Here is a 23969-nt window from a genome sequence, read left to right as displayed (position 1 = left end):
GAAACCGACAGGGATTTTTTATTATTTTCCGGGATTATAGATCCAAACACCTTCAAGGTAAAGCTTATACCGGGTGGGTTGAAATTCGCCATAGGCAAAAACAATTATCGCGTCTTCCTTTTTTGCGTAATAAAGCCTGAGCCTATCGCTGCCCTGGTAAAGGTTAAGGAAGCCACCGGGGGTAAAGCCGGCTGTTTTTATTATGGTATCGAAATCACCAGGGGTAAGTATCTTTTGCAGATCTTCAAAATTGTTATTGGCAAAATCACTGAACTTTATGCTTCCGGCTGGCAGACTGAAAGATTTATGCACTGCCTCTTCTTCATCTCCATCAAATAATAATGATTTTGTTACTTCATATTTTGTGATCATATTTTAATATATATCGTTTTTACTGTTTTACTTCTTCAATGAAACCACCGGCCTTAAGGTCATTAACAGTGGCTGGTACTTCATACTGTATACCTAAGCCTGGTTTGCCAAACCATGGGATGATTTTGCCTTCCCTTACTTTGGCTATCGGTTTCAGTATCTTATAAATTTTATAGGGCTTGCTCAGGGTGTTATCCGGCAAAGCACGCATGGGGAAAGGTACACCTTTTGGCGATACAAAGGTGCCTTTATCCTGAAAAGCGCCTGAATCATCTGTGTAGCCGCCATAACGGTCTATCAGCACGCCTTTTTTAAGGGTAATAATGATCAGGTTTACAGCACCGCGGTTTGGTGGCCAACCGCCGTTAAGGTTGTTCCTGGTGAAGAATTTTTCAAGGTCATCCCATTTCTCTGTTTTGAAGAACACCCAGGCCGAATCGGCAAGTGGCTTTTTGGTGCTGTCGGCGAAATCGGCTACGGAGCTTTTAAAATCTTCGTAGGTAACGCCACGTACCGGCAGGTGGTGTGCCTTTGCAGCATGATGTGGTTTGGTTTGCGCTGTCGCCAAAAAAGGCATCAGCATTACGGATAGGATCAGCAGTTTAAGTGTTTTCATTCGATGTAGTTTTTTGTTGGATAAAACTACATTACCCGGTGCTTTTATGAAAGGGTATTTATGTATTTATTTTATTCATATTATATGTTAGATAATAAACTGAACAAGAGTGGCTCTGCCCAAAATAGGCAAAGCCACTGTCATGATAGCATTGGGTTTAAAGCTTTTTTTCCAGAATTGAACCATCGGCTTTTAATGTTTCAATTGTTGCGCCATCTGATAATCTGAATTGTACGCCTTGACCTGGCTGTTTACTCCACGGAATAGTTTGCCCTAATTTGGCATGGATATCTTTTTTTATTAGATATCTTTTGTAATATTTATTGTCGTTATTTTCCTGTGGGATAGAGCGTTGTTCAAAAGGTATACCAGAGGGAGCTACGAAATCGCCGTTTACATCGCTGAAATTACCTAAGTCGTCATATTTGCCACCGTACCGATCAATCAACCATCCGGCTGGAAGTATGATATCTACTTCTTCTGATATTGCACCATAATTAGGTGGAAATTTTATTTCGAGGTTTTTGAACAGCGTGTCAAGTTTTCCCCATGCCTCATTCTTCCAAAGTGTCCACGATAAAAGGACGAGTTTTTTAGGATATTCGCTGTTTCGAAATTTCTTAACAGTGTATCTAAAATATTGATAGCTTACACCTCTCGTAGTAGAAGTATCCGATTCAGCGGAATACGATTTTAAAAGATTTTCGGTATAGTCATTTAATTTCTGAGCATTTACCAGGAAAGGCATAAGCAGCATTCCCAATAGCAGGAGGTTTAGTTTTTTCATGGTTTTAAGGTTTTATATAAAGTTAACAACCATTTAGAGCTTTTGGGAATATTTTCTTGATTTTTATATGTTATTTTATTGCTTATCAGTTTGTTGCAGCGTTTTGGATTGTTTGAAAAAAACGAATAAAGGAAATTATTACCTTCGTACCTATGTCATCAGCTGAAGCAAAGAAACAAATAGAGGCATTAACAGCCGAACTTAAACAGCACAATTACAACTACTATGTGCTGGCTATGCCAACCATTTCTGATTTTGATTTTGATAAAAAACTGGAGCAGCTTAACAAGCTCGAAAAGGAATACCCGGAATTTGCCGACCCGGATTCGCCAACACAAAGGGTAGGCGGGGATATTACCAAGGAGTTTGTAACGGTTAGGCACCGATGGCCAATGCTGTCGTTAGGTAATACTTACAATGAGCAGGAACTGCTTGATTTTGATCAGCGTATCCGTAAAGCCATTGGCGATAATTTTGAGTATGTATGCGAGCTTAAGTTTGACGGCCTGAGTATGAGCCTTACCTATGAGGACGGCAAACTGGTACGCGGTGTTACCCGTGGCGATGGCGTACAGGGCGATGAGGTAACCACTAATATTAAAACTATCCATACCATACCAAAGCGTTTACACGAAGGTGAAGGCTATCCTGCTTACTTTGATATTCGTGGTGAGGTGTTTATGCACCGTAAAGCTTTTGACAGGCTTAATAACGAACGCATTGAAAACGGAGAAGTGCCTTATGCCAATCCCCGTAATTTTGCTTCGGGTACCGTAAAAATGCAGGACTCGGCCGAGGTAGCTAAACGCCCGCTTGATTGCTTCCTGTACTTTCTGTATACCGAAAAACCATTATTTAAAACCCATTGGGAAAGCCTGCAGGCTGTTAAAACCTGGGGTTTCCATACCAATGAGCATAGCGAGCTTTGCCCGGATATTAATTGCGTAATGGAGTTTATTAATAAATGGGATAAGGAGCGCTTTAATCTGAGCTATGATATTGATGGCATTGTTATTAAAGTAAATAACTACTCGCAGCAGCAGGAGCTTGGCTTTACCGCCAAATCGCCACGCTGGGCTATCTCCTATAAGTTTAAAGCCGAAAGGGTGGAGACCGAACTGCTTGAGGTAAGCTACCAGGTTGGCCGTACAGGTGCCGTTACCCCGGTTGCCAATTTAAAGCCTGTGCTGCTTGCCGGTACTACGGTAAAGCGTGCTACGCTGCATAATGCCAATGAAATTATCCGTTTGGATTTACATGAGGGCGATACTGTTTTTGTTGAAAAAGGCGGCGAGATCATTCCTAAGATCATCAGCGTAAATCCCGAAAAGCGGAAAGCCGATGCCGTTCCTGTTATTTACCGTACTACCTGCCCTGCTTGCGATACCCCGCTTGAACGTAAAGAAGGTGAAGCCGCGTTTTATTGCCCTAACGATGAAGGTTGCCCACCGCAGATTGTTGGCAAAATGCAGCATTTCATCGGGCGTAAGGCTATGAATATTGATGGTTTGGGCGATGAAACTATCGAAACCCTGTATAATAAAGGATTTATTAGTCATATCAGCGATATCTATGAACTGCATACCCATGCCGCCGAGTTAAAGCAGATGGGCCGCTTTGGCGAAAAATCTATCAATAACATGCTGGAGGGTATCGAGGCATCTAAAAAAATGCCTTTCGAAAAAGTGTTGTTTGGTTTAGGGATCCGCTATGTGGGTGAAACGGTAGCCCGTAAGCTGGCGTTCCATTTTAAGTCGATTGATAAGTTGATGGCAGCATCGGTTGAAGAACTGACTGCTGCCGAAGAAATAGGCGAACGCATAGCCCAAAGTATCACCGAATATTTTGCAGGTGATATCCATCGCCAGGAAATACAAAAGCTTAGGGAGCAGGGCCTGCAGTTTATAGCCGAAGAAAAAGAAGTGGTACTGGCCAGCGAAAAGCTCGCCGGGATGAACTTCATTATCTCGGGAACGTTCGAAAAATTTTCGCGCGATGAGCTGAAAGATATCATTGAGCAAAATGGTGGGAAGATTTTGAGCAGCATTTCGGCTAAACTTAATTACCTTGTTGCCGGCGACAATATGGGACCTGCAAAGCTCGAAAAAGCCAATAAACTTAACATCCCCATTATTGGCGATGATGAATTAATTGCGTTAATAAATTAACATCTGTGTTTGGTTCATTTTATTCATTGGGTTAAATTTTTACTTTTTTAACTCAAAAATTAGTTACTTTGTAGTACCCAAAGGGCCCCCCATAATTAATTAAACGTACTATGTCCGAATAATTTGCTATGGATAAATTTATACAGATACAGCCGAATATTTTTTGTGAACCGTGTAAGGATTGTGGTGAAAGGCCAGTAATACAACAGGTTAAAGGGAAGTTTGTAGTGAGATGCCCTAAAAATAAATCACACTACCAAACAAAGTCAGGTTTGGTTGATATCAACGACTGGAACCTTAAAAATAAACAGCATCCGCCTCTTGGCAATAAAGAAACTTCAAAGAAAAAGGCATCCTAACCGGGTGCCTTTTTACATTATTTAACAATTTGGGGCTGTAACAATCAATTAATAAACTTCATCTTAGCATAAACATCTGCTAAATGAAGCAAGCCCTAATCGCGCTATTTTTACTCCTTAATTTTTCCTCATACGCCCAGCAATTCAGCATTAGCGGTAAAATAACCGGCGACGACGGTAAGCCCATTCCTTTCGCTTCTGTATTTATAAAAAATACCACTACCGGCGTATCTGCCAATAGTGAGGGAACGTACTTGTTGCGTTTAAATGGCGGCAGGCAAGAGATCCAATACAAGGCGGTAGGTTATGCCCAGCAAAGTAAGATTATTGACCTTGCTGCCAACCAGGTGATCAATATCAGCCTGCAAACAGAAACTTACCAGCTTAATAATGTTACCGTACATGCCGGGGGCGAAGACCCTGCCTACGCCATTATGCGTAAGGCTATTAAGAAGCGCAAAACCTACCTTAACGAAGTAAAGGCTTACACCTGCGATATCTACATTAAAGGCCTGCAAAAACTATTGGCAGCGCCTAAAACCTTTATGGGTTTTGATGTGCAAAAGGCTACTAACGAGGCCGGGCTTGATTCAAACCGCCGCGGGATAGTTTATCTTTCCGAATCAGAATCAAAATACAGTTTTATCAGGCCCGATAAGGTTCATGAGGAGCAGGTATCCTCAAAGGTGTCGGGCCGTAACAGGGCGTTCAGCTTTAACCGGGCGTCGGATATGGCGGTTAACTTTTACCAGAACTATGAAACCTGGCAGGGCATGAGCAACCGCCCGCTGGTATCGCCTGTTGCCGATAATGCCATGTTTTATTATAACTACAAATACATAGGCACATCGGTAGAAAACGGCGAAACCATTAACAAGATAGAGGTAATGCCCAAACGGGCGCACGACCCATGTTTTGAAGGGGTTATTTATATTTTGGATGATAGCTGGCGTATTTATGGCCTGCAGCTTTACATCACTAAAAAGGCTAACATCAATTTTGTTGATACCCTTAAAGTTAATCAGCAGTTTTTCCCGGTGAACGACAAGGTATGGATGACATCATCCATTAAGTTTGAATTTACAGGAGGCTTGTTTGGTTTTAAACTGGGCGGCTATTTTATCTCGATCTATAAAAACTACAACCTTGATCCTGATTTAAACAAATCCGATTTTAACGAGGTACTCCGGATTACCAAAGGCATCAGCAAAGATACCGCCTACTGGAGCCAGGCTCGCCCAATACCGCTTACCGGTGAGGAGGTTACCGACTACACCAATAAAGATAAACTCGCCAAAAAACGCGAATCAAAAGAATACCTCGACTCGCTGGATAAAGCCAATAATAAATTTAAGCCGGTAAACCTGCTCTTTACAGGTATCAATACCCGCAACCGCTATAAAAAAGAATATTTTCATTACGATCCCATCATCGGGGCCCTGCTTTATAACACAGTAGAAGGTTTGGCCATTGATTACGGAGCATCGTACAGTAAGCTGATAGATACGGTTAATAACCGATATTTTATGCTGAACGGTAAGGTGCGTTATGGTTTCGCCAATCATTTGCTAAACGGATCGGCAGGTGTGGCTATCCCGGTTATGCAGCGGTTTACGCTGGGTTTAAGCGGAGGATCGGATGTGGTAGATCTGAATAATCTGGCCCCGATGTCGACTTTTGTGAATACGGTTCATAGCCTGCTTTCACAGCAAAACTTTAAGAAATTATATCAAAAGCAATTTGCATTGGCATCGCTTTCGGGCAGGGTAACCGGTGGTTTGCGCGGTAGCGCTTCGGTTGAATGGGCTAACCGCAAAGCGTTATTGAACACGGCTTCGTTCAGTGTTTTTGATCCGCACTCGCACCAGTTTGATTCAAATAACCCGTTTGATCCTAATCATAATACGCTCTTGTTTCCCGAAAACCAGTCGTTCACGGTAAACCTGCAGGCCAGTTATGATTTCAGCAACCGATATGAAACCTACCCGTCGGGCAGGCGTTATCTGCCATCAAAATATCCAACCATCAGTGTAAATTATACCAAAGGCATCAGCAATGTGTTAGGCTCAGATGTTAACTATGATAAGATCAGCGCGGATATCTCCAAATCAGATATCAGTATGGGCTTTTATGGCAGCAGCTCGTTCTTTATTGGTGCCGGTAAGTTTTTGAATACCAAAAGCGTATTCTTTCCCGATTATTTTCACTTTGCAGGTAACGAGGTGCTTTCATACAAACCAAGGCTAAACCGCTTCCTGATGCTGGATTATTACGATTTCAGCACTCCGGATAAATACATAGAAGGGCACTTTGAGCACAACTTTTCCGGCTTTATTACCAATAAGCTCCCGCTCATCCGCAAGTTTAAACTCCAGGAGATCATCGACGTGAATTACCTGTACACGCCTACACTTAAAAACTACACCGAGCTTGGTTTCGGTCTGCAATACCTTAATATCCGGTTGATGTATGGTGTATCCTATAATGGCGGCACCGAGGCAAAATCGGCGATAAGGTTGGGGATAAGTCTTTGATTTAGGTGAGTAGTTGGTTTTTGGGTGAATGCTTGTGCGACCAATATAACTTTATCAACTACTCATCTAATCAACCATTCACTTAATCAACTCTTGTGCGTCCGTCCGTTTAGGGGAGTAAGACATTTTACGGCCAACAGGTGGACAAAAATAAAAAGCGTCATTGCGAGGAACGAAGCAAACCCCGACTTTACAGAGTGGCTATGCATGTGCCCCTGTACAGTTCGCGATTGCTTCGTGCCTCGCAATGACGGATTGGATAATGATAGCACCCCCTCCAAAAATCAACGAAATCAACGTAATCAAAAATCACCAGCATTAAATTCAAATCAACGGTTTACCTTTGCCACATGATCAAGAATATCTTTCCCTGCTTAATAATCATGCTTGTGGCTTTTGGCTGCACTAAAAAGAATGTACCGCATTACACCATATCAAGGGTTACCAAATCAGATACTGCTACCAGTCTTACCGTTAAAATTGACGGCAGGCTTAAATGGGCCGAGCTGTTGAGTATAACTTCGCAAATTAAGGCTGATAGCGCTAAGCTGAGCAACCTGCAGCTTAACTTTTTACTGCCGGGCCATAATGATAAAAGTACCGGTGCCAATACTTTTTATGCTGTAGCCCGCTATCCAAAGGGCGATAACGTTACCATGCAGGATACCACTAAAGATGCTGACGGAAATACTGTCAGGTTAAACATCACAGGTATCTCGGCCGAGAAAGCTAAATACCTGCTGGGCTTAAACCCAACCGATTTGGATGGAAAAAACATCATTGGCCGGTTCATTGATGATAATAACCATACCGTTATTGTGCCATTTACTGATATGGCAGGCGGTAAAAAGGAAACTTATATTATTGAGCTGGATACCACCGGCACTGTAGTATCGCGCACTATACCGCTTATGGATAACCGCGATGGCGTTGAAAAACTGCATGTAAGCCAAAGTGGCGACTATATCACCATAAAAGATAGTGTACTTACCCAATACGCTGCCCATGATATGGGTTTGCCTTATAATAGTATTAAAGCCGGTATTTAATTGCCGGTTTGCAAATATGCCAAAATCACCACAGGCTTAATTTGATGTTAAAAAATTGGGGATAAGCGGTTAAATCATTCATTTGTTTGAGATTATACCGATATATTTATAGTGTTAAAAATATTGTAAATATATGAACCGAAATTTTATCAAAATTTTTGCATTAGGCGTAGCCGCGGTATTTAGTGCCTGCATGGCTACTGCCCAGGTGAGGCTGCCGGAAGGCTACTTCCTTAAAACATTGCCAAACGGGCTGGATGTGCTGGTTATAGAAAACAGCAAAGTGCCTTTAACCACTATCGAAATAGCTGTTAAAAACGGTGCTTATACCGAAGGCCCTGAGTACAGCGGTCTGTCGCACTTGTTTGAGCACATGTTTTTTAAAGCTAATAAGGACTATCCAACCCAGGAGAAGTTTTTGAAACGCACGCAGGAGCTTGGCGCCATCTGGAATGGTACCACCAATACCGAGCGTGTAAACTACTTTTTTACCTTTGACAGGGATAGCCTTAAAGCGGGTTTAAAGTTCATGAACGCTGCTATCCGTTTCCCTATTTACCGCGAGGAGGATATGAAGAAGGAGCGCCCTGTGGTTGACGGCGAGTTTCAGCGTGCCGAAAGCGACCCGGGTTTCCAGCTTTGGTATGGTATGCAGCAAAAGCTTTGGGGCGATCTCATCACCCGTAAAAACCCTATCGGTATCCACGAAGTGATCAACACGGCTACGCCCGAAAAAATGATGATCATTAAGGATAAATACTATTTCCCTAATAACAGCTTGCTTACTATATGCGGCGATGTTAAGCATGACAATGCCTTTGCCCTTGCCGAAAGCATTTTTGGCGACTGGGCCAACAGTGGTTTCGATCCGCAAACCAAGTTTCCCATCCCGGCATTTAAGCCTTTAACCAAGCCCGAGTATTTTGTTAAAGAAACAACCATTGCCCAAACCCCATACATGGAGTTTACCTGGCAAGGCCCTTCATATCCAACAGACTCTGCCGGTACGGTTACTGCCGATGTGTTTTCGACCATTGTGGGTTTAAACTCATCAAAACTACAGCAAGCTTTGGTTGATAAAGGTTTGGCCAGCGGTGTTTATGTAAACTACACTACAAGCCGTTATGTAGGCCCTATTGATATTTTTGTGGTTCCTAACCCCAACAAGCTTAAAGAGTGCTATACCGAACTCATGAACCAGGTAAGCATGTGGAACAAGGATGATTACTTTACCGACGAGCAAATGGCTACCGCTAAAGCTATCCTGCACCGTAATGATATCCACGCTAAAGAAAAACCTTCATCGTTACCAAGCCAGATCAGCTACCAGTGGTGCAGCACCTCGTTTAACTTTTATACCGATCTGGATGCCAACTATCAGAAAGTTACCCGTGCCGATATTAAAAAGTACCTGGAAACTTACATCGTTGGCAAACCATACGCTGCCGGGTTGATCATAGCGCCTGAGTTAAATAAAACAGTAAACGCGGCTTCATTTTTTGCAGCCAAGTAATTTAAAACTACCTCATCATGATGAAAAAATATATAATTGCCCTGCTGGTAGCAGCGGCTATAGGAAATACCGCTAAGGCGCAAAAACAGGCCTATGAAACCACGGTAGATGGCGTAAAGGTTATTGTACAGCCAAGCGGTAACGATATTGTTGAGATCCAAACCATTATAAAAGGTGGTGTGCAAAACTACCCGGCTACCAAAGCGGGTATCGAATCGTTGGCCATGAGCGCCCTTACCGAGTGCGGTACCTTAAAGCACGATAAAAACAGCTTTAAAGATGAGCTGGATAAGGTAAGCGCCACCGTTTACGGCAGCAGCAACAAAAACTACTCGGTAGTGCGCATGAACTGTATTAAAGGCGACTTTGACGTGGTTTGGCCTTTATATGTTGAGGCTATTACCCAGCCTAAGTTTGATGAGAAAGAGTTTGCCCGCATTAAGCAGGATGCCATCAACAACATTAAGCAGGAAGACTCGCAGCCCGATAACGCTATTGATAAATATGCCGATAAGGTAGCCTTTGCCGGTACCAACTACGCTAAAGACCCAAGCGGAACAGTGCCTATTGTTACAGCCTTAACCCCGGCCGAAACCAAGGCTTATTACCAGTCGATATTAACTAAATCACGTATGGTGATTGTTGTGGTTGCCGATTTGGATCAGGCTGCTATTGAAGGTAAGGTAAAGGCGATGCTGAGCGGTATTAAACAAGGTTCGGCTTTCGCGTTCAAGAAATCTACCTTCCGTACCGAGAAAAACAGTATCGCCGTTGAAAAACGCGATCTGGCTACCAACTATGTTGAAGGTATTGCCAGCGGTCCTGCTGCCGGTACGCCCGATTTTAACGCCTTTAACGTAGCTATGCGCATTTTCTCGAACATGCACTTTTTAGAGGTACGTACCAACAACGGCTTATCATACGCGCCTCAGGCATGGTTTAGCGCCGGTCAAACATCAACAGCCCGTTTCTCGGTATCAACCACCGAGCCCGATAAATACATTGCCGTATTTGATAAACTGGTCGAAAAAATTAAACGCGAGGGCTTTAAAGCCGATGACGTTGCCGACATGAAGGTTACTTACCTTACCGGTTTCTACTATAAAAACGAAACCAACAGCGCCCAGGCATCGTCAATAGCAGCAAACGAAGTATTGCACGACAACTGGAAACGTTCACTAACCATGGTTGACGACGTAAAGAAGCTAACCCCGGATGACGTAAGCAACGCCTTCCGCAAGTATATCAACAACATAGTATGGGTATATCAGGGCGATCCTAAAAAAGTAAACCAACTGCTATATATCAACGGAACGCTGCACAATGGCGATAACCCGGTGATGCATTAATTTTTTAGGAGGTGAAAGGTTAAAGGCGAAAGGTAAAAGGTAGCGCACTCGCGTGGAATCTTTAATTTAGGCAAAAGGTGAAAGGCGAAAGGTAAAAGGTAGCGCACTTGCGTGGAATCTTTTATTTTTTGCCTTTCGCCTTTTACCTTTTACCTTTCACCTTTTACCTTTCGCCTCCCCCTCCGGTAGCACCGCTTTTTTCCTTGTTCTGCTCCAGCCGGGGCCTTTTTGTCTGGTGGGGAGGGTATCGCCGAGGAGTTTTCCCCATGGTTTGAGGGTATCTATCCTGTCGAAGATGATTTTGAGTACTGCCACAAAGGGGATAGAAAGGAACATGCCCGATAATCCCCAGAGCATGTTGCCCAGCAATACCACCACAATAGATATCAGCGCGTTGATCTGCACTTTTGATGATACTATGCGCGGCACCAGGATATTGTTATCAATAAACTGGATCACCATATAAGCAATGATCACCCCTAATTGCGTGCTGTAACCATCTTTAGTTACCGTGGCCATCAGCACGGGCAAGGCAATAGCTATGATACCGCCAATGTAGGGCAGCAGGTTAAGGATAGCACCGATAACGCCTATCAGGATGCCATATTTAACACCTAACAGCATCAATGCCGCCGAGTTCATGATAGCTACTATCAGCATCTCAATCAATAAACCCTGTATATAGCTCTGTATGGCTGTTTTGGTTTCTTTAAGCACCTCGGCAACCTGTTTGGAGTTTTCTTCAGAAAATACCTCGAACAGGAAATTAAGGATCAGTATTTTATAAAACAATATCAGGAATACATACACAGGCACAACAAATACCAATCCAAAGGTGCTCAGCACATTGCCCAGTGTACGCCCAACCAGCGCCTGGCTGTTATCCATAGCATCTTTAATAAGCTTATCTTGCTTTTGAACAGAGTAGTTGAAAGTAGTGGCAACCCAATCTTTAAAGGTGATGAACAGCTCGGCAAACTTCTTTTTAAGCATAGGCAGCGAGTCGCCAAACTGGATGATTTGGGTAGAGAGGAAATAGAACAATCCCGCCAGTAAAACAGCGCCGAGCAGCATGGCTAAGCCTATGGCTAATATCTTGGGTACCTTACGCTCTTCCAGCCAGTTGGTTACCGGGTTTAGCAAAATGGCAATAAAAGCGGCAAAGGCCAAAGGGATCATGACATCTGCCAGTTGGGCAAACACATAAACCAATAAAATCAATCCGAAAAGTATAACGGTACTTTTAAGGTAAAAGGGGTATTCTTTAACAGCAGGCATTGATGCAGGGGGTTTATCACTCAAAGGAACAAGATAAGCAATTGTTTGCTTCGCAGATAATTAGGCTGGTTTTATGCTGATTGGGTGTCCGTCCGTAAAGGGGAGTAAGGGTGATGATGGACTGGGAGTGGACGGGAAAAAGAAAAATTCCCCTCTTTAGAGGGGGCGCGGAGTTGCGAGCGGGAGCAGGGGTGTGTTTATACTGCGTTTATTTTCTGGCGATGAAACACACCCCTCCACCCCTCTCAAGAGGGGAATCGCGCTATGCCCCCGCTTTTCTCCTCGCAAACAAAAAACGTCATTGCGAGGTACGAAGCAATCGCGAACTGTACAGGGCGAACCTGCTTATCGGGGATTGCTTCGTGCCTCGCAATGACGCGGTGGAGATTTTTTTGAAGCTACTTACGCCAGCACATTCCTCCAGCTAACCTGATCGCCTATGATCTTGTCAAGCTCATCGGCAGGAACACGTTCCTGGGCCATGCTGTCGCGGTAACGGATGGTTACGGTGTTATCTTCTAAAGTCTGGTGATCTACAGTGATGCAGAAAGGTGTACCAATAGCATCCTGACGACGGTAGCGCTTGCCTATAGCGTCTTTTTCTTCGTACTGTATGTTGAAGTCAAGCTTCAGTTTATCCATGATCTCGCGGGCTTTCTCTGGCAAACCATCTTTTTTGGTAAGCGGGAAAATAGCGGCTTTAACCGGTGCCAGGCATGGGTGCAGGCGTAACACGGTACGGCTGTCTTGCTTGTCTTCGGTGCTCAGGTCTTCCTCTTCGTAAGCGTTGATCATGGTAAGCAGGAACATCCTGTCTAAACCTATTGATGTTTCAATTACGTAAGGGATATAGTTGCCGTATGGCTTGCCTGTTTCAGGATCAACCTCCGGATCAAAGTATTGCATTTTTTTGCCCGAAAACTCCTGGTGCTGACTTAAATCGAAATTCGTGCGGCTGTGGATCCCTTCAACCTCTTTAAAGCCAAACGGAAACTCAAACTCAATATCATAAGCGGCATCGGCATAATGGGCCAGTTTGGTGTGCTCATGGTAACGGTATTTAGCGGCATCGGTACCCAGGGCAAGGTGCCATTTTAAGCGGGCCGCCTTCCACTGGTCAAACCACTCTTTTTGTGTGCCGGGGCGAACAAAGAACTGCATCTCCATTTGTTCAAACTCGCGCATGCGGATGATGAACTGACGGGCAATAACCTCGTTACGGAAAGCCTTACCAATTTGCGCTATACCGAAAGGGATTTTCATCCTGCCCGATTTTTGCACGTTTAAGTAGTTTACAAATATACCCTGAGCGGTTTCGGGGCGAAGGTAGATGGTATCGGCATCATCAGCTACAGCGCCCATCTGGGTGCTGAACATGAGGTTAAACTGGCGTACATCTGTCCAGTTGCGGGTACCGCTTATAGGGTCGGCAATTTCGTGTTCAAGGATCAGTTCTTTCAGGCGCGGCAGGTTTTCGGCTTTCAAGGCCTCATCCATATCGTGCTGTAGTTTTTCGGCCTTATCGGTTTTGCCGTCTTTGCTGTAGCGCTCTATTTTATCTTCCAGCAACTGATCGGCACGGTAGCGTTTCTTTGAATCTTTATTGTCGATCATCGGGTCGCTGAAGCCATCAACGTGACCACTTGCTTTCCAGATCTTAGGGTGCATAAATATGGCCGAATCAATGCCCACAATGTTATCATTCATTTGCACCATGGCTTTCCACCAGTATGTTTTGATGTTGTTTTTAAGTTCGGCGCCGTTTTGGCCGTAATCATAAACTGCACTTAAGCCATCATAAATCTCGCTGGAAGGGAACACAAAGCCATATTCTTTGGCGTGTGAAATAACATTTTTAAAAAGTTCGTCGGTTGATTTGCTCATAATAGCTGCAAAGATAATTTTTGATTTCGGAATTGAGAATTTTTTAGGGGGTGCAATCCTCACGGCGTCATTGAGGTAGGAAGCAATCCATTCACCACGGCGTCATTGCGAGGCACGAAGCAATCCCCTACTTACAGAGCAGCTATGCAAGTACCTCTGTACAGTTCGCGATTGCTTCGTGCCTCGCAATGACGTGGTGGTGTAGCGTCATTGTGTCCGTCCGTCTCCAGGTGCCCGTTGCTAATATTCGGCGCGAACACCCGAGGGCTTGTCCATTTATGATTTTAGGAGTTGGACTCAACCAGACGGACGGACGTACAGATATGTTGCGAATGGTTCTTTAATATAAAGAAATTTCTGTATATTTGTATTGCCGAATATTATCTCCAATAATAAGGCTGTCCATCATTGTCCATCAGGAGGAGTGTTACCCCCCGGCGGACGGACAGGTCAATCCAGTTCGGTTTACCCACTCATATTCTACAGGTCGGTAGCATCCGCTTACGGTCAAGGTTAATATTAATATACTAATATTAGCTAATGGAGGGGTATTTTCTAAAAGCGTCATTTCTTTTTTTTACGTCATCGTCATTTTTAAAATAAGCGTCATTGCGAGATGCGAAGCAATCCCCTACTTACAGAGTAGCTATGCAAGCACCTCTGTACAGTTTGCGATTGCTTCGTACCTCGCAATGACGTTGCGTTGAGCTATGCAAGTACCTCTGTACAGTTTGCGATTGCTTCGTGCCTCGCAATGACGTGGTGGTGAGTTAGGCAAGTACCTCTGTACAGTTTGCGATTGCTTCGTGCCTCGCAATGACGTGGTGGTGAAAATTGCTTCGCATCTCGCAATGACGTATTCAGTTCACAACTGCTTCCTGCCTTATTATGTCGCAGTGTTGAGTTAATTTCTCTCCCATTTGTAAATCACCTGCAATTATTAACATCAAATAAAACTATTAACCGTTTGCTGCATTAATATTGTTAAACCAATAACACGCAAAGCCATGGAACAGATAGTGAAAATACTTTCGGCAAAATATGTTACCCATAATGTAAGGCAGTTCAGGCTTGAAAAACCATCGGGCTATGGCTTTATACCTGGGCAGGCTACTGAGCTATCTATCAATACCGAAGGATGGCAGGATGAAAAACGACCGTTCACCTTTACCTGCCTTAATAGCGATGATTACCTTGAGTTTACCATCAAAACCTATACCGACCATAATGGCGTTACCAATCAGTTAAGTAAGCTTAACGTTGGCGATGAGGTTATTATACGTGATGTTTGGGGTGCTATTGAGTATAAAGGCGAGGGGTACTTTATTGCAGGAGGTGCAGGCATAACACCATTTTTGGCAATATTAAGGCAGCTCAATAATGATGGCGCCATAGGCAATAATAAACTGTTTTTCTCAAACCGAACCGATAAGGATATTATTTTGGGCGATGAACTGAAAAGCATACTTGGCGAAAATGCTCACTTCAGCATCACCAATCAAAAGGATAGCATGTACGATCAGCGACGTATTAATGCCGATTTCCTGAAAGCCGAAGTAAAAGACTTTTCAAAACATTTTTACGTATGCGGTCCTGATGCTATGGTTGAAGAGATCAGCAGTTTATTAAGCGATCTGGGAGCTGATACCGAATCGGTAGTATTTGAGCGATAGTTAAAAAAGCGTCATTGCGAGGCACGAAGCAATGACGCAGAGGTGAAGATACCTCGTACCTGGCAATGGCTGTGCGTCCGTCCGTCTGGGTGAACCCAACTCCCGGAAATTGAAAGCAGACAGATGCGTCCCCCTGTGGTTCCTGTCCGTAAGTGCAACGGGCATACCTTTCCGGACGGACGACATCGGTCAATACTCCGTTTTTTTACAGCGTTTAAATCCAACATCTTGCATCTTTTCTACGTATGAAGTAAAGGTTAGTTTTTACAAGCTTTTACTTTGACACCGTATCTCATCAGAATAATAATGTACCGGATGTTTTCCGTTGCACGAATCACTGCGTTTCTGCTTGTTTCGCTAAGTTTTTATGCTCCAAATTTATTTGCCCAGGCACCCGTTATAAAATATACAACGCCGCATCTATATAAGATCAATAAGCCTATAACGCCTTTAGTACCTGCTAATACAGGTGGGGCGGTACCTGCAACCATTTACGGGCAGGTGAGTATTAAGGCTGGGCGTGGTATTTTCGGCTATTTTAGTACGGTGACGGGTGTTGCTGCTGATAAGAATGGGAACGTATTTTTTGCAGATTGGAATACTAATAAAATTTATAAAATAAACGCAGCGGGAAGTTTATCGGTAATAGCCGGAAGTGGAGCTACCGGGTGGAACGATGGATTAGGCCCCAAAGCATCTTTTAACCAGCCCGATGCACTGGTTTTGGATGCTGTAGGTAATTTATACGTTGGCGATCAGTCAAATAACCTGATCAGGAAAATAACACCTGCAGGTTTAGTAACCACGCTTGCCGGTACACCAAATGGGGTTGGTGCTACAAATGGTACAGGTTCAAACGCTACGTTTAATGGCCCAAGGGGTATGGCTGTAGATAATGCCGGAAATGTTTATGTTGCTGATGAGGCAAACAACCTGATCAGAAAAATAACGCCTGCGGGTGTGGTTTCTACGTATGCGGGTAGTGGTGCATCCGGGGCGGAAAATGGAGCTTCAAACTCAGCCTCATTTAACACGCCAACAGGTGTTGCGTTAGATACTGCGGGTAACCTGTATGTTTCCGATTCGGGAAATAACATGATCAGAAAAATAACGCCTGCAGGGGCGGTTTCTACAATAGCATCGGGGTTTGATTTTCCGCGCGAACTTAGGGTAGATGGCACGGGCAATATTTATGTAGCTGAGCAGGGGCGTAATTTTATAAAAAGAGTAAGCCCCTCTGGCGCAGTAGCAATTGTAGCCGGAACAGGCAGACCTGATGCCAGCGGTGTTAAAAATATCGAATTTAACAGCCCCATTGGATTGGCCCTGGACGGAAACGGCAATCCATATGTTGGCGAAGGTGGCGGTGATGTTATAAAGATTGTGCTAACAGGCTACACCATTAACCATGTTCCATTGCCTTCGGGGCTGGTATTTGATCCTAAAACAGGCATTATTTCGGGTAAACCAACCGTATTGTTTCCGCCCGCCGTTTACACTATAACGGCCTACAATAGTTATGGAAGTAGCACAACTACCATAACCATTGGGGTAGCCGGGTCGGTTACGCCCCAGTCCTCGGTTATTACTTTTTCGTCTCCTGCAATTGTTAACATAGATGTTGATGATATCCTGCATCCTAATGCTACCAGTACCAATGCCGTAACACCAATCACCTATACCAGCAGCAACCCTGCTGTAGCCATTGTGGGAGCCGATGGGCGAATTAAGGCGGTGGCACCCGGTACAACTGTTATTACTGCTCATCAGGCCGGCAATGATGACTATACCGCCGCCGAACAGGTGTCCCAAACATTTACCGTGATGAAAAATCAGGAGATCACCTTTCCTACACTGGCCGATAAACCTACCTGTAGTGCTGATTTTGCGGCAGGGGCAACAAGTTCCAATTCCACCATTTCGCTTACTTATGTAAGCAGCAATACAGCGGTTGCCACGGTTTCGGCAACAGGTATTGTTCATATCGTTGGGGCGGGTTCTGCAACTATTACAGCATCGCAAAGCGGCAACACCTTGTATAATCCGGCTACGCCTAAGTCGCAATTGTTAACCGTTACTCCCCCGGTTTTGCCGTCGGTAACCATATCACCAACGGGGGTGTTGGGAGGCTGCGATGGCCTGGAGGTTAAGTACACTGCCGATGCTCAAAATGCCGGTAATAATGCAACCTATCAATGGATGGTAAATGGTCAAAACAGTGGCGATCATTCCAAAACTTTTACCAGCAGCGCATTACACACAGGCGATATCATTACCTGCGTGGTAATTAATAATGACGGATGTGTACCGCTAACTTCGCCGGTATCTAACGAGGCTACCATCAAAGTTGATCCCTCTGCTACGCTTACCCTAACCATCAGCTCATCAGTTAGCGGCACAATTACTTCGGGGGCACCGGTTACCTTTACGGCTGTATCTCCTAATACATTAAATAATCCTGTTTATCAATGGTATGTTAACGGGCAAACCGTGGGCACCAACAGCGCTACATTTACCAGCAAAACTTTAGCAAATGGCGATGTAGTTAACTGTAATATGACCTCGGGAGGCAAGTGTATTGCTAACCCATTGGTAAATTCAAATACCATTACGGTTGCAGTTATAGTTCCTGAAAAAGTTATAATACCCAATGTATTCACACCTAACGGCGATGGGCATAACGATAACTGGTATATTGTCGGGTTGCAGTCAAATACCCAATGCATTGTAAACGTTTATAACCGTCGGGGTGTCATCATATATCACTCGGTAGGCTATCCGCGTCCCTGGGACGGTACCAGCAATGGTATAACAGTACCTGCCGGAGCGTACTACTACATGATAGATACAAAAAACAGCAGCGGAAAGCTAACCGGGGAAGTAACGGTGTTGAGGTAGGGGGGAGTGGTTGGTTTTTGAGTGAGTGGTTGGTTATCGATAGAGAAAAGCGAGGCATAGCGCGATTCCCTCCCCCGGGAGGGTGTAGGGAGGGGTTTCAGCGTAATGCCTGGGCGTTGCAAAGGCGTATAAACCCCTCCCTGCCAAATCACAACCAAACACACCCCTCCCAAGGGAGGGAATATTAATAATTCCCCCTGTACAGTTCGCGATTGCTTCGTGCCTCGCAACGACGGGTTGTAAAGGGAGTAGCTAAGCAAATGCCCCTGTCTGCCCTCGTCCATCACCATTCGTGTTACCCCTTTACGGACGGACACCCGGATCTCAACTGATTCAGCGGCATTCTTATATCTCATATCTATTTCAGGTATCAGGTAAAAAGCTTAATTTTCGCCAGCTTTTACTTCATCACTTATCTGATCAAAACAATAATGTACCGATTGTTTTTTGCTTTACGAATTACTGCGTTTTTGCTTGTTTCGTTAAGCATTTATACTCCAAATCTATTTGCCCAGGCACCCGTTATAAGCTATACAACACCACACACGTATAAGGTTAATGCGTCTATAACGCCTTTAGTGCCAACTAATATAGGAGGGGCGGTACCTTTTAATGCTTATGGCGAGGTAAGTACCTTAACCGGGCTTGGAGGTCCCGGAGGGTTGATTAACGGGCCGGTTGCAATTGCCAAATTTAATGGCACACGTGATGCAGCAGTGGATGACCAGGGAAATATTTACGTAGTTGACGATAATAATAGAATAAGAAAAATTACCCCGGCAGGTATTGTAGAACCTTTTGCCGGAAGCGGCGCAATTGGTTTTGTTAATGGTACGGGTGCAGCAGCAAGTTTCGCCTACCCAACGGCAATTACTGTTGATAATAATGGTAATGTGTATGTATGTGATAATAATAACCACGCTATCAGGAAAATTACGCCTGCCGGGGTAGTAACTACAGTTGCCGGTAATGGAACTATAGGGTTTTCAGATGGTTTGGGAGCAGCGGCTATGTTTCATACGCCTTGTGGTATCACCGTTGACGCCGCCGGCAATCTATACGTTGCAGATCAGTTTAATAACGCCATCAGAAAAATCACACCGGCTGGCTTGGTCACTACTATGGCCGGAAATGGTAGTTACGGCGCGATAAACGGAACGGGTAGTGGCGCCACTTTTTCTCAACCTGTTGATGTAGCTGTAGATGCTGCCGGGAACGTGTTTGTTGCCGACGAAGGAAATAGCCTGATACGAAAAGTTACACCAAATGGTGTTGTTACTACGGTTGCAGGTAGAGGTTCATCAGGATTTGCCGATGGTGTTACAACATCAGCCGTTTTTAGCTTTCCTTCCGGGATTGTTATTGATGCCGCTGGTAACTTATATGTTGCCGATGCTGTTTACAATCAGCGTATCAGGAAAATAACTCTCGACGGAATGGTCACAACTTTGGCGGGCAATGGCAATATCGGTTTTACCAATGGCATAGGTACTTCAGCAACGTTTTCTTACCCATATGGTATAGGTATTGATAAAAATGGAAATTTATATATAGCAGATTGCGCAAATTCGGCTTTTAGGAAAATTGGGATAACGGGCTATACCATTGATAAGCCATTGCCGGCAGGTTTGGTATTTGATGCCAAAACGGGCACTATTTCGGGTACGCCAACTGCTCTATCGCCGCCTACGGTTTACACTATAACAGCCTACAACGGGAGTGGCAGCAGTAAAACTACAGTAAATATACAGGTAGCCGATATTGCATTGTTACCATCGGTTATTACTTTTCCGCCTCCTATGGTTGTTTACATTGATGCCGATAATATATTACATCCCGACGCCACCAGCACCAATACTGACCCCGAAACGCCAATCACTTATACCAGCAGCAACCCCAATGTGGCATATGTAGGGCCCGACGGGCAAATTCATGTAATAGCTCCCGGTTTAACTACCATTACGGCCCACCAGGCGGGCAACGAAAACTATTCGCCCGCCGTTCCTGTAGCTGTGCCATTTAACATTACCCAGGATCAGGTGATCACATTCCCGGCCCTGGCAGTTAAAACCACCTGTAGCTCTGATTTTCCGGTAGGGGCAACAAGCTCTAATAACACTATTCCGCTTACTTATGTAAGCAGCAATACGGCGGTTGCCACGGTTTCAGCCACAGGCAATATTCATATAGTAGGGCTTGGCTCTGCAACTATTACAGCATCGCAAAGCGGAAACAATTTGTATAACGCCGCGGTGTCTAAGTCGCAACCGTTAACCGTTAGCCCTCCGGTAATGCCATCGGTAACCATATCGCCGCCGGGTGTAATGGCCGGGTGCGATGGCATGGAATACACATATACAGCCGATGCGCAAAACGCGGGTAATAATGCAACCTACCAATGGATGCTAAACGGGCAAAACAGTGGTGATCATTCCAAAACTTTTACCAGCAGCACATTACAAACCGGCGATATTATTACCTGTGTAGTTATAAATAACGATGAATGTGTACCACTAACTTCGCCGGTATCCAATCAGGCTACCATAAAAAACAGCGCATATACTACCCTTTCGTTAAGCATCAGTTCATCAGTTAGCGGTACAATTACTTCAGGTACTCCGGTTACTTTTAAGGCGCAACCATCAAATGTGCAGGATAACCCTACATATCAGTGGTATGTTAACGGGCAAACCGTTGGTACCAACAGCGCTACATTTACCAGCAATACTTTGGCCGATGGCGATATGGTTAGCTGTGATATGGCTTCGGGAGGTATGTGCATTGTTAACCCATTGGTAAATTCAAATGTGATTACAGTAGCTGTAATAGTACCCGAAAAAATTATAGTACCAAATACATTCACGCCCAATGGCGATGGGCATAACGATACCTGGTATATCCCCGGCTTGTTGTCATACACCAACTGCATCGTAAATATATATAACCGCTATGGCGCCATCATGTACCGCTCGGTAGGGTACCAGCACCCCTGGGACGGCACTGCCAACGGCAAAACCGTACCTGCCGGTGCGTATTACTATGTAATAGATACAAAAAGCACCAGCGGAAAGCTGAGCGGGGAAGTGACGGTGTTGAGGTAGGGGGCGGTGAATGGGTGAGTGGTTGGTTAGGTATGAGGCACTCTTCACTACCACATGATTGCTTCATGCATCAAAATAAAAACGTAAGGGATTGTGCGATTCCATCCCCTGGGAGGGTGTAGGGAAGGGTTTCAGCGAGATATTGGGAAGATGCAAAGTAGTATAAACCCCTCCTCGCCAACACTCATCTCTGTCGCACCCCTCCCAAGGGAGGGAATAAAAATTCATCCGTGTACTTATGTTTCCTCAATGATACGGTAGAGCGTGTGCGTCCACTGCACGTCCATCACCCCCAGTGGTTCCCCTTTCCGGACGGACACTCGCAATCTCATATCTCACGTCTCAAATTCTCACATCACATGCCCCACATCTCAAATCTAAAATCTATTTTTACAGCCATGAGTATCAGTGTTGAGGCATTAACCAAGGTTTATGGCGTACAAAAGGCTGTTGATGGCATTAGTTTTACTGCCCAGCCGGGTGTATTGGGCTTTTTAGGGCCTAATGGCGCAGGTAAATCAACCACCATGAAAATCCTTACCGGCTTTATTCCGCAAACATCGGGTACTGCATCGGTATGCGGGTTTGATGTGGCTAAACAACCGCTTGAGGTTAAACGCCGCATAGGTTATCTGCCCGAAAGTAATCCGCTGTATACCGATATGTATGTTAAAGAATCATTGGGCTTTGTTGCGGGTATCCATAAAATTCATGAGCCTGCCAAACGCATTGCCGATATCATTGAGCAAACAGGCCTCGGCCCCGAGCAGCATAAAAAAATAGGGCAGCTATCAAAAGGTTATCGCCAAAGGGTAGGGCTGGCGCAGGCCATGCTGCATAACCCTGAAGTACTGATATTGGACGAGCCAACTTCCGGCCTCGATCCTAATCAGTTAATTGGTATCCGCCAGTTAATCCTCGATCTGGGTAAAACCAAAACCATTGTACTTTCAACCCACATTATGCAGGAAGTTGAAGCTGTTTGCAGCCAGGTTATCATCATTAATAAAGGCACCATTGTAGCCAACGATACCTTACAGCAACTCCGCAAAAACAACGGAGGTAAATCGCTGGAGGAGGTGTTTATCAGCCTTACCAATAATTAAAGAAGATCTAAAGCAATATCGTATTTTCGGCCCGTTATGAAAAAACTGTTATTGCTGCTGCTTATTCTCCCCGCTCTTAAAACCTATGCCCAGGATGCACCGAAACCTTCAACCGCTTTTAATGCGGGGATTGAGTTTGGTATTCCATCTCGCAGTTTGTATAATGTGGGTGTTGGGGCATCGCTTAAACTGGAGCAGCCGATAGTAAGCCCGGTAAGTTTGACGCTAACCGCAGGTTTCAATAGTTTTTTTCGTAAAGATTCTCCTTTTAGCAACGGCCACTCGGGTGGCGATATTTTTGTGCCCCTTAAAGCCGGGCTAAGATACAGTGTTAGTTCCGGCGTTTTCCTGGAGGCCGAGGCTGGTAGTGCTGTCGAACTTAATTATGATGAGCGTAAGCTGTTCGCCTTTTCCGTTGGACCTGCAATTCTGATCCCTACGGGTACTGATAACCGTAACTTTGAATTGGGCCTGAGGTACGAAAGCTGGTCGGCCCATACATTGCAGCAAACGGCTATCAGGTTTGCTTACCGCTTTGGCCGATAATAATATTTTTGTAGCGATATATTGCTGAAAAGCGTATCATCGTTAAATAACACCTGTAATCTTATACAACATGACTAACAAACCTATCCGCATCACATTCATTTTATTATTTACTGTATTTTCATTTGCCGCTAAAGCCCAGCGGGGCAAACAAACATCGTTAAGCATAGGGTCTGGAATAATTGCGCCGCTTAATATGAATAATCGCAATGATAGCGGCACCGACATTAATATAAATTCCGGCTTTAGCATTAACTTGACGATGGAAAAGCCCATAACTGAAACCCTGCATTTTACAGCAGCTACCGGCTTGGTTTTTACCGAATCAAACGCAGATTATTTATTTTCAAGTAGTTCGTCAAATGTTTTTTACGATAACAGCTATCATAATCTTTACGTTTACCTGCCGGTAACTGCAGGCTTAAAATATTACTGGGCAAAACACTTTTATGTAAATGCCGAAGCCGGCAGCGCTTTCAGTATCAATAGCAGGGCCCGTACCTCGTTTATTTATGCGGGCGGGGCAGGAGCTGTTGTACCAATAGGTCCGCATCATGGGCTTGATTTTGGTTTGCAGTTTGAAAGAGGCTATAAAAATACCGATTACGACCACGCCATCAGTCAGTTGGTGTTAAATGTGGCTTATAAATATAGGTTTTAGGCTTTTGTAATTGTCCAACTGTTGTCTGCAGATGTTGGATTCCCGGAGCGGACGGACGTTTTAATATTTAATACT

Annotated in this window: 16 protein-coding genes; 11 read left to right on the top strand and 5 right to left on the bottom strand. The window is 44.5% G+C overall.

The genetic code is table 11. From position 1 onward, the window contains the following. Positions 1 to 21: 21 nt before the first annotated feature. The 3 genes from DEO27_RS19165 to DEO27_RS19155 form a co-directional block, all read right to left on the bottom strand. Positions 22 to 372, bottom strand: a complete 351-nt coding sequence (locus tag DEO27_RS19165; protein ID WP_112574974.1) for a hypothetical protein — start codon at positions 370 to 372, stop codon at positions 22 to 24. 19 nt (positions 373 to 391) lie between these two features. Continuing rightward, the gene (locus DEO27_RS19160) at positions 392 to 988 is read right to left on the bottom strand and encodes a TNT domain-containing protein (protein ID WP_112574973.1); all 597 of its coding nucleotides are present in this window, start codon (positions 986 to 988) and stop codon (positions 392 to 394) included. Positions 989 to 1145: 157 nt separating this feature from the next. Next, positions 1146 to 1775: a TNT domain-containing protein gene (locus DEO27_RS19155; protein WP_112574972.1), complete on the bottom strand. Its 630-nt coding sequence runs from the start codon at positions 1773 to 1775 to the stop codon at positions 1146 to 1148. Between the two features lie 152 nt (positions 1776 to 1927). Between DEO27_RS19155 and ligA the strand changes: the two genes are divergently transcribed. From ligA to DEO27_RS19130, 5 genes are all read left to right on the top strand, one after another. Then, positions 1928 to 3943 carry an NAD-dependent DNA ligase LigA gene (gene ligA, locus DEO27_RS19150; protein WP_112574971.1) on the top strand — a complete coding sequence of 672 codons (2016 nt, stop codon included), beginning with the start codon at positions 1928 to 1930 and terminating at the stop codon, positions 3941 to 3943. A gap of 442 nt (positions 3944 to 4385) precedes the next feature. Beyond that, a complete protein-coding gene (locus DEO27_RS19145) occupies positions 4386 to 6836 on the top strand; it encodes a DUF5686 and carboxypeptidase regulatory-like domain-containing protein (protein WP_112574969.1) in 2451 nt (816 codons plus the stop codon). A gap of 350 nt (positions 6837 to 7186) precedes the next feature. Next, positions 7187 to 7885 carry a hypothetical protein gene (locus DEO27_RS19140; protein ID WP_112574968.1) on the top strand — a complete coding sequence of 233 codons (699 nt, stop codon included), beginning with the start codon at positions 7187 to 7189 and terminating at the stop codon, positions 7883 to 7885. A gap of 133 nt (positions 7886 to 8018) precedes the next feature. Beyond that, on the top strand, positions 8019 to 9398 hold the full coding sequence (locus DEO27_RS19135) for a M16 family metallopeptidase (RefSeq protein WP_223817996.1): 1380 nt from the start codon (positions 8019 to 8021) through the stop codon (positions 9396 to 9398). A 17-nt stretch (positions 9399 to 9415) separates the two neighbouring features. After that, positions 9416 to 10747 carry a M16 family metallopeptidase gene (locus DEO27_RS19130; RefSeq protein ID WP_112574967.1) on the top strand — a complete coding sequence of 444 codons (1332 nt, stop codon included), beginning with the start codon at positions 9416 to 9418 and terminating at the stop codon, positions 10745 to 10747. 156 nt (positions 10748 to 10903) lie between these two features. Here DEO27_RS19130 and DEO27_RS19125 read toward each other — a convergent pair whose 3' ends face one another. After that, positions 10904 to 12049, bottom strand: coding sequence for an AI-2E family transporter (locus DEO27_RS19125; RefSeq protein WP_223817995.1), 1146 nt, complete (start codon positions 12047 to 12049; stop codon positions 10904 to 10906). A gap of 378 nt (positions 12050 to 12427) precedes the next feature. After that, positions 12428 to 13909, bottom strand: coding sequence for a glycine--tRNA ligase (locus DEO27_RS19120; protein ID WP_112574965.1), 1482 nt, complete (start codon positions 13907 to 13909; stop codon positions 12428 to 12430). A 1007-nt stretch (positions 13910 to 14916) separates the two neighbouring features. On the opposite strand from DEO27_RS19120, the gene DEO27_RS19115 reads away from it, so the two are divergent. From DEO27_RS19115 to DEO27_RS19090, 6 genes are all read left to right on the top strand, one after another. Continuing rightward, positions 14917 to 15582: an FAD-binding oxidoreductase gene (locus tag DEO27_RS19115; protein WP_112572720.1), complete on the top strand. Its 666-nt coding sequence runs from the start codon at positions 14917 to 14919 to the stop codon at positions 15580 to 15582. Between the two features lie 306 nt (positions 15583 to 15888). Next, entirely contained in the window at positions 15889 to 18480 is a 2592-nt protein-coding gene (locus tag DEO27_RS19110; protein WP_112572718.1) for a gliding motility-associated C-terminal domain-containing protein, read from the top strand. A gap of 431 nt (positions 18481 to 18911) precedes the next feature. After that, positions 18912 to 21581 carry a gliding motility-associated C-terminal domain-containing protein gene (locus DEO27_RS19105; protein WP_112572715.1) on the top strand — a complete coding sequence of 890 codons (2670 nt, stop codon included), beginning with the start codon at positions 18912 to 18914 and terminating at the stop codon, positions 21579 to 21581. Positions 21582 to 21979: 398 nt separating this feature from the next. Continuing rightward, positions 21980 to 22687 carry an ATP-binding cassette domain-containing protein gene (locus DEO27_RS19100; RefSeq protein ID WP_091173745.1) on the top strand — a complete coding sequence of 236 codons (708 nt, stop codon included), beginning with the start codon at positions 21980 to 21982 and terminating at the stop codon, positions 22685 to 22687. Positions 22688 to 22723: 36 nt separating this feature from the next. Then, positions 22724 to 23233 (top strand): hypothetical protein, encoded by a 510-nt coding sequence (locus DEO27_RS19095; protein ID WP_112572713.1) that lies wholly within the window; start codon positions 22724 to 22726, stop codon positions 23231 to 23233. 70 nt (positions 23234 to 23303) lie between these two features. Continuing rightward, entirely contained in the window at positions 23304 to 23894 is a 591-nt protein-coding gene (locus DEO27_RS19090; RefSeq protein WP_112572711.1) for an outer membrane beta-barrel protein, read from the top strand. Positions 23895 to 23969: the final 75 nt, after the last annotated feature.

Origin of the sequence: Mucilaginibacter rubeus, assembly GCF_003286415.2 — a bacterium.
In the GTDB taxonomy this organism is placed as follows: Bacteria; Bacteroidota; Bacteroidia; order Sphingobacteriales; family Sphingobacteriaceae; genus Mucilaginibacter; species Mucilaginibacter rubeus_A.
This window is presented reverse-complemented; position numbering and strand designations above follow the sequence as displayed.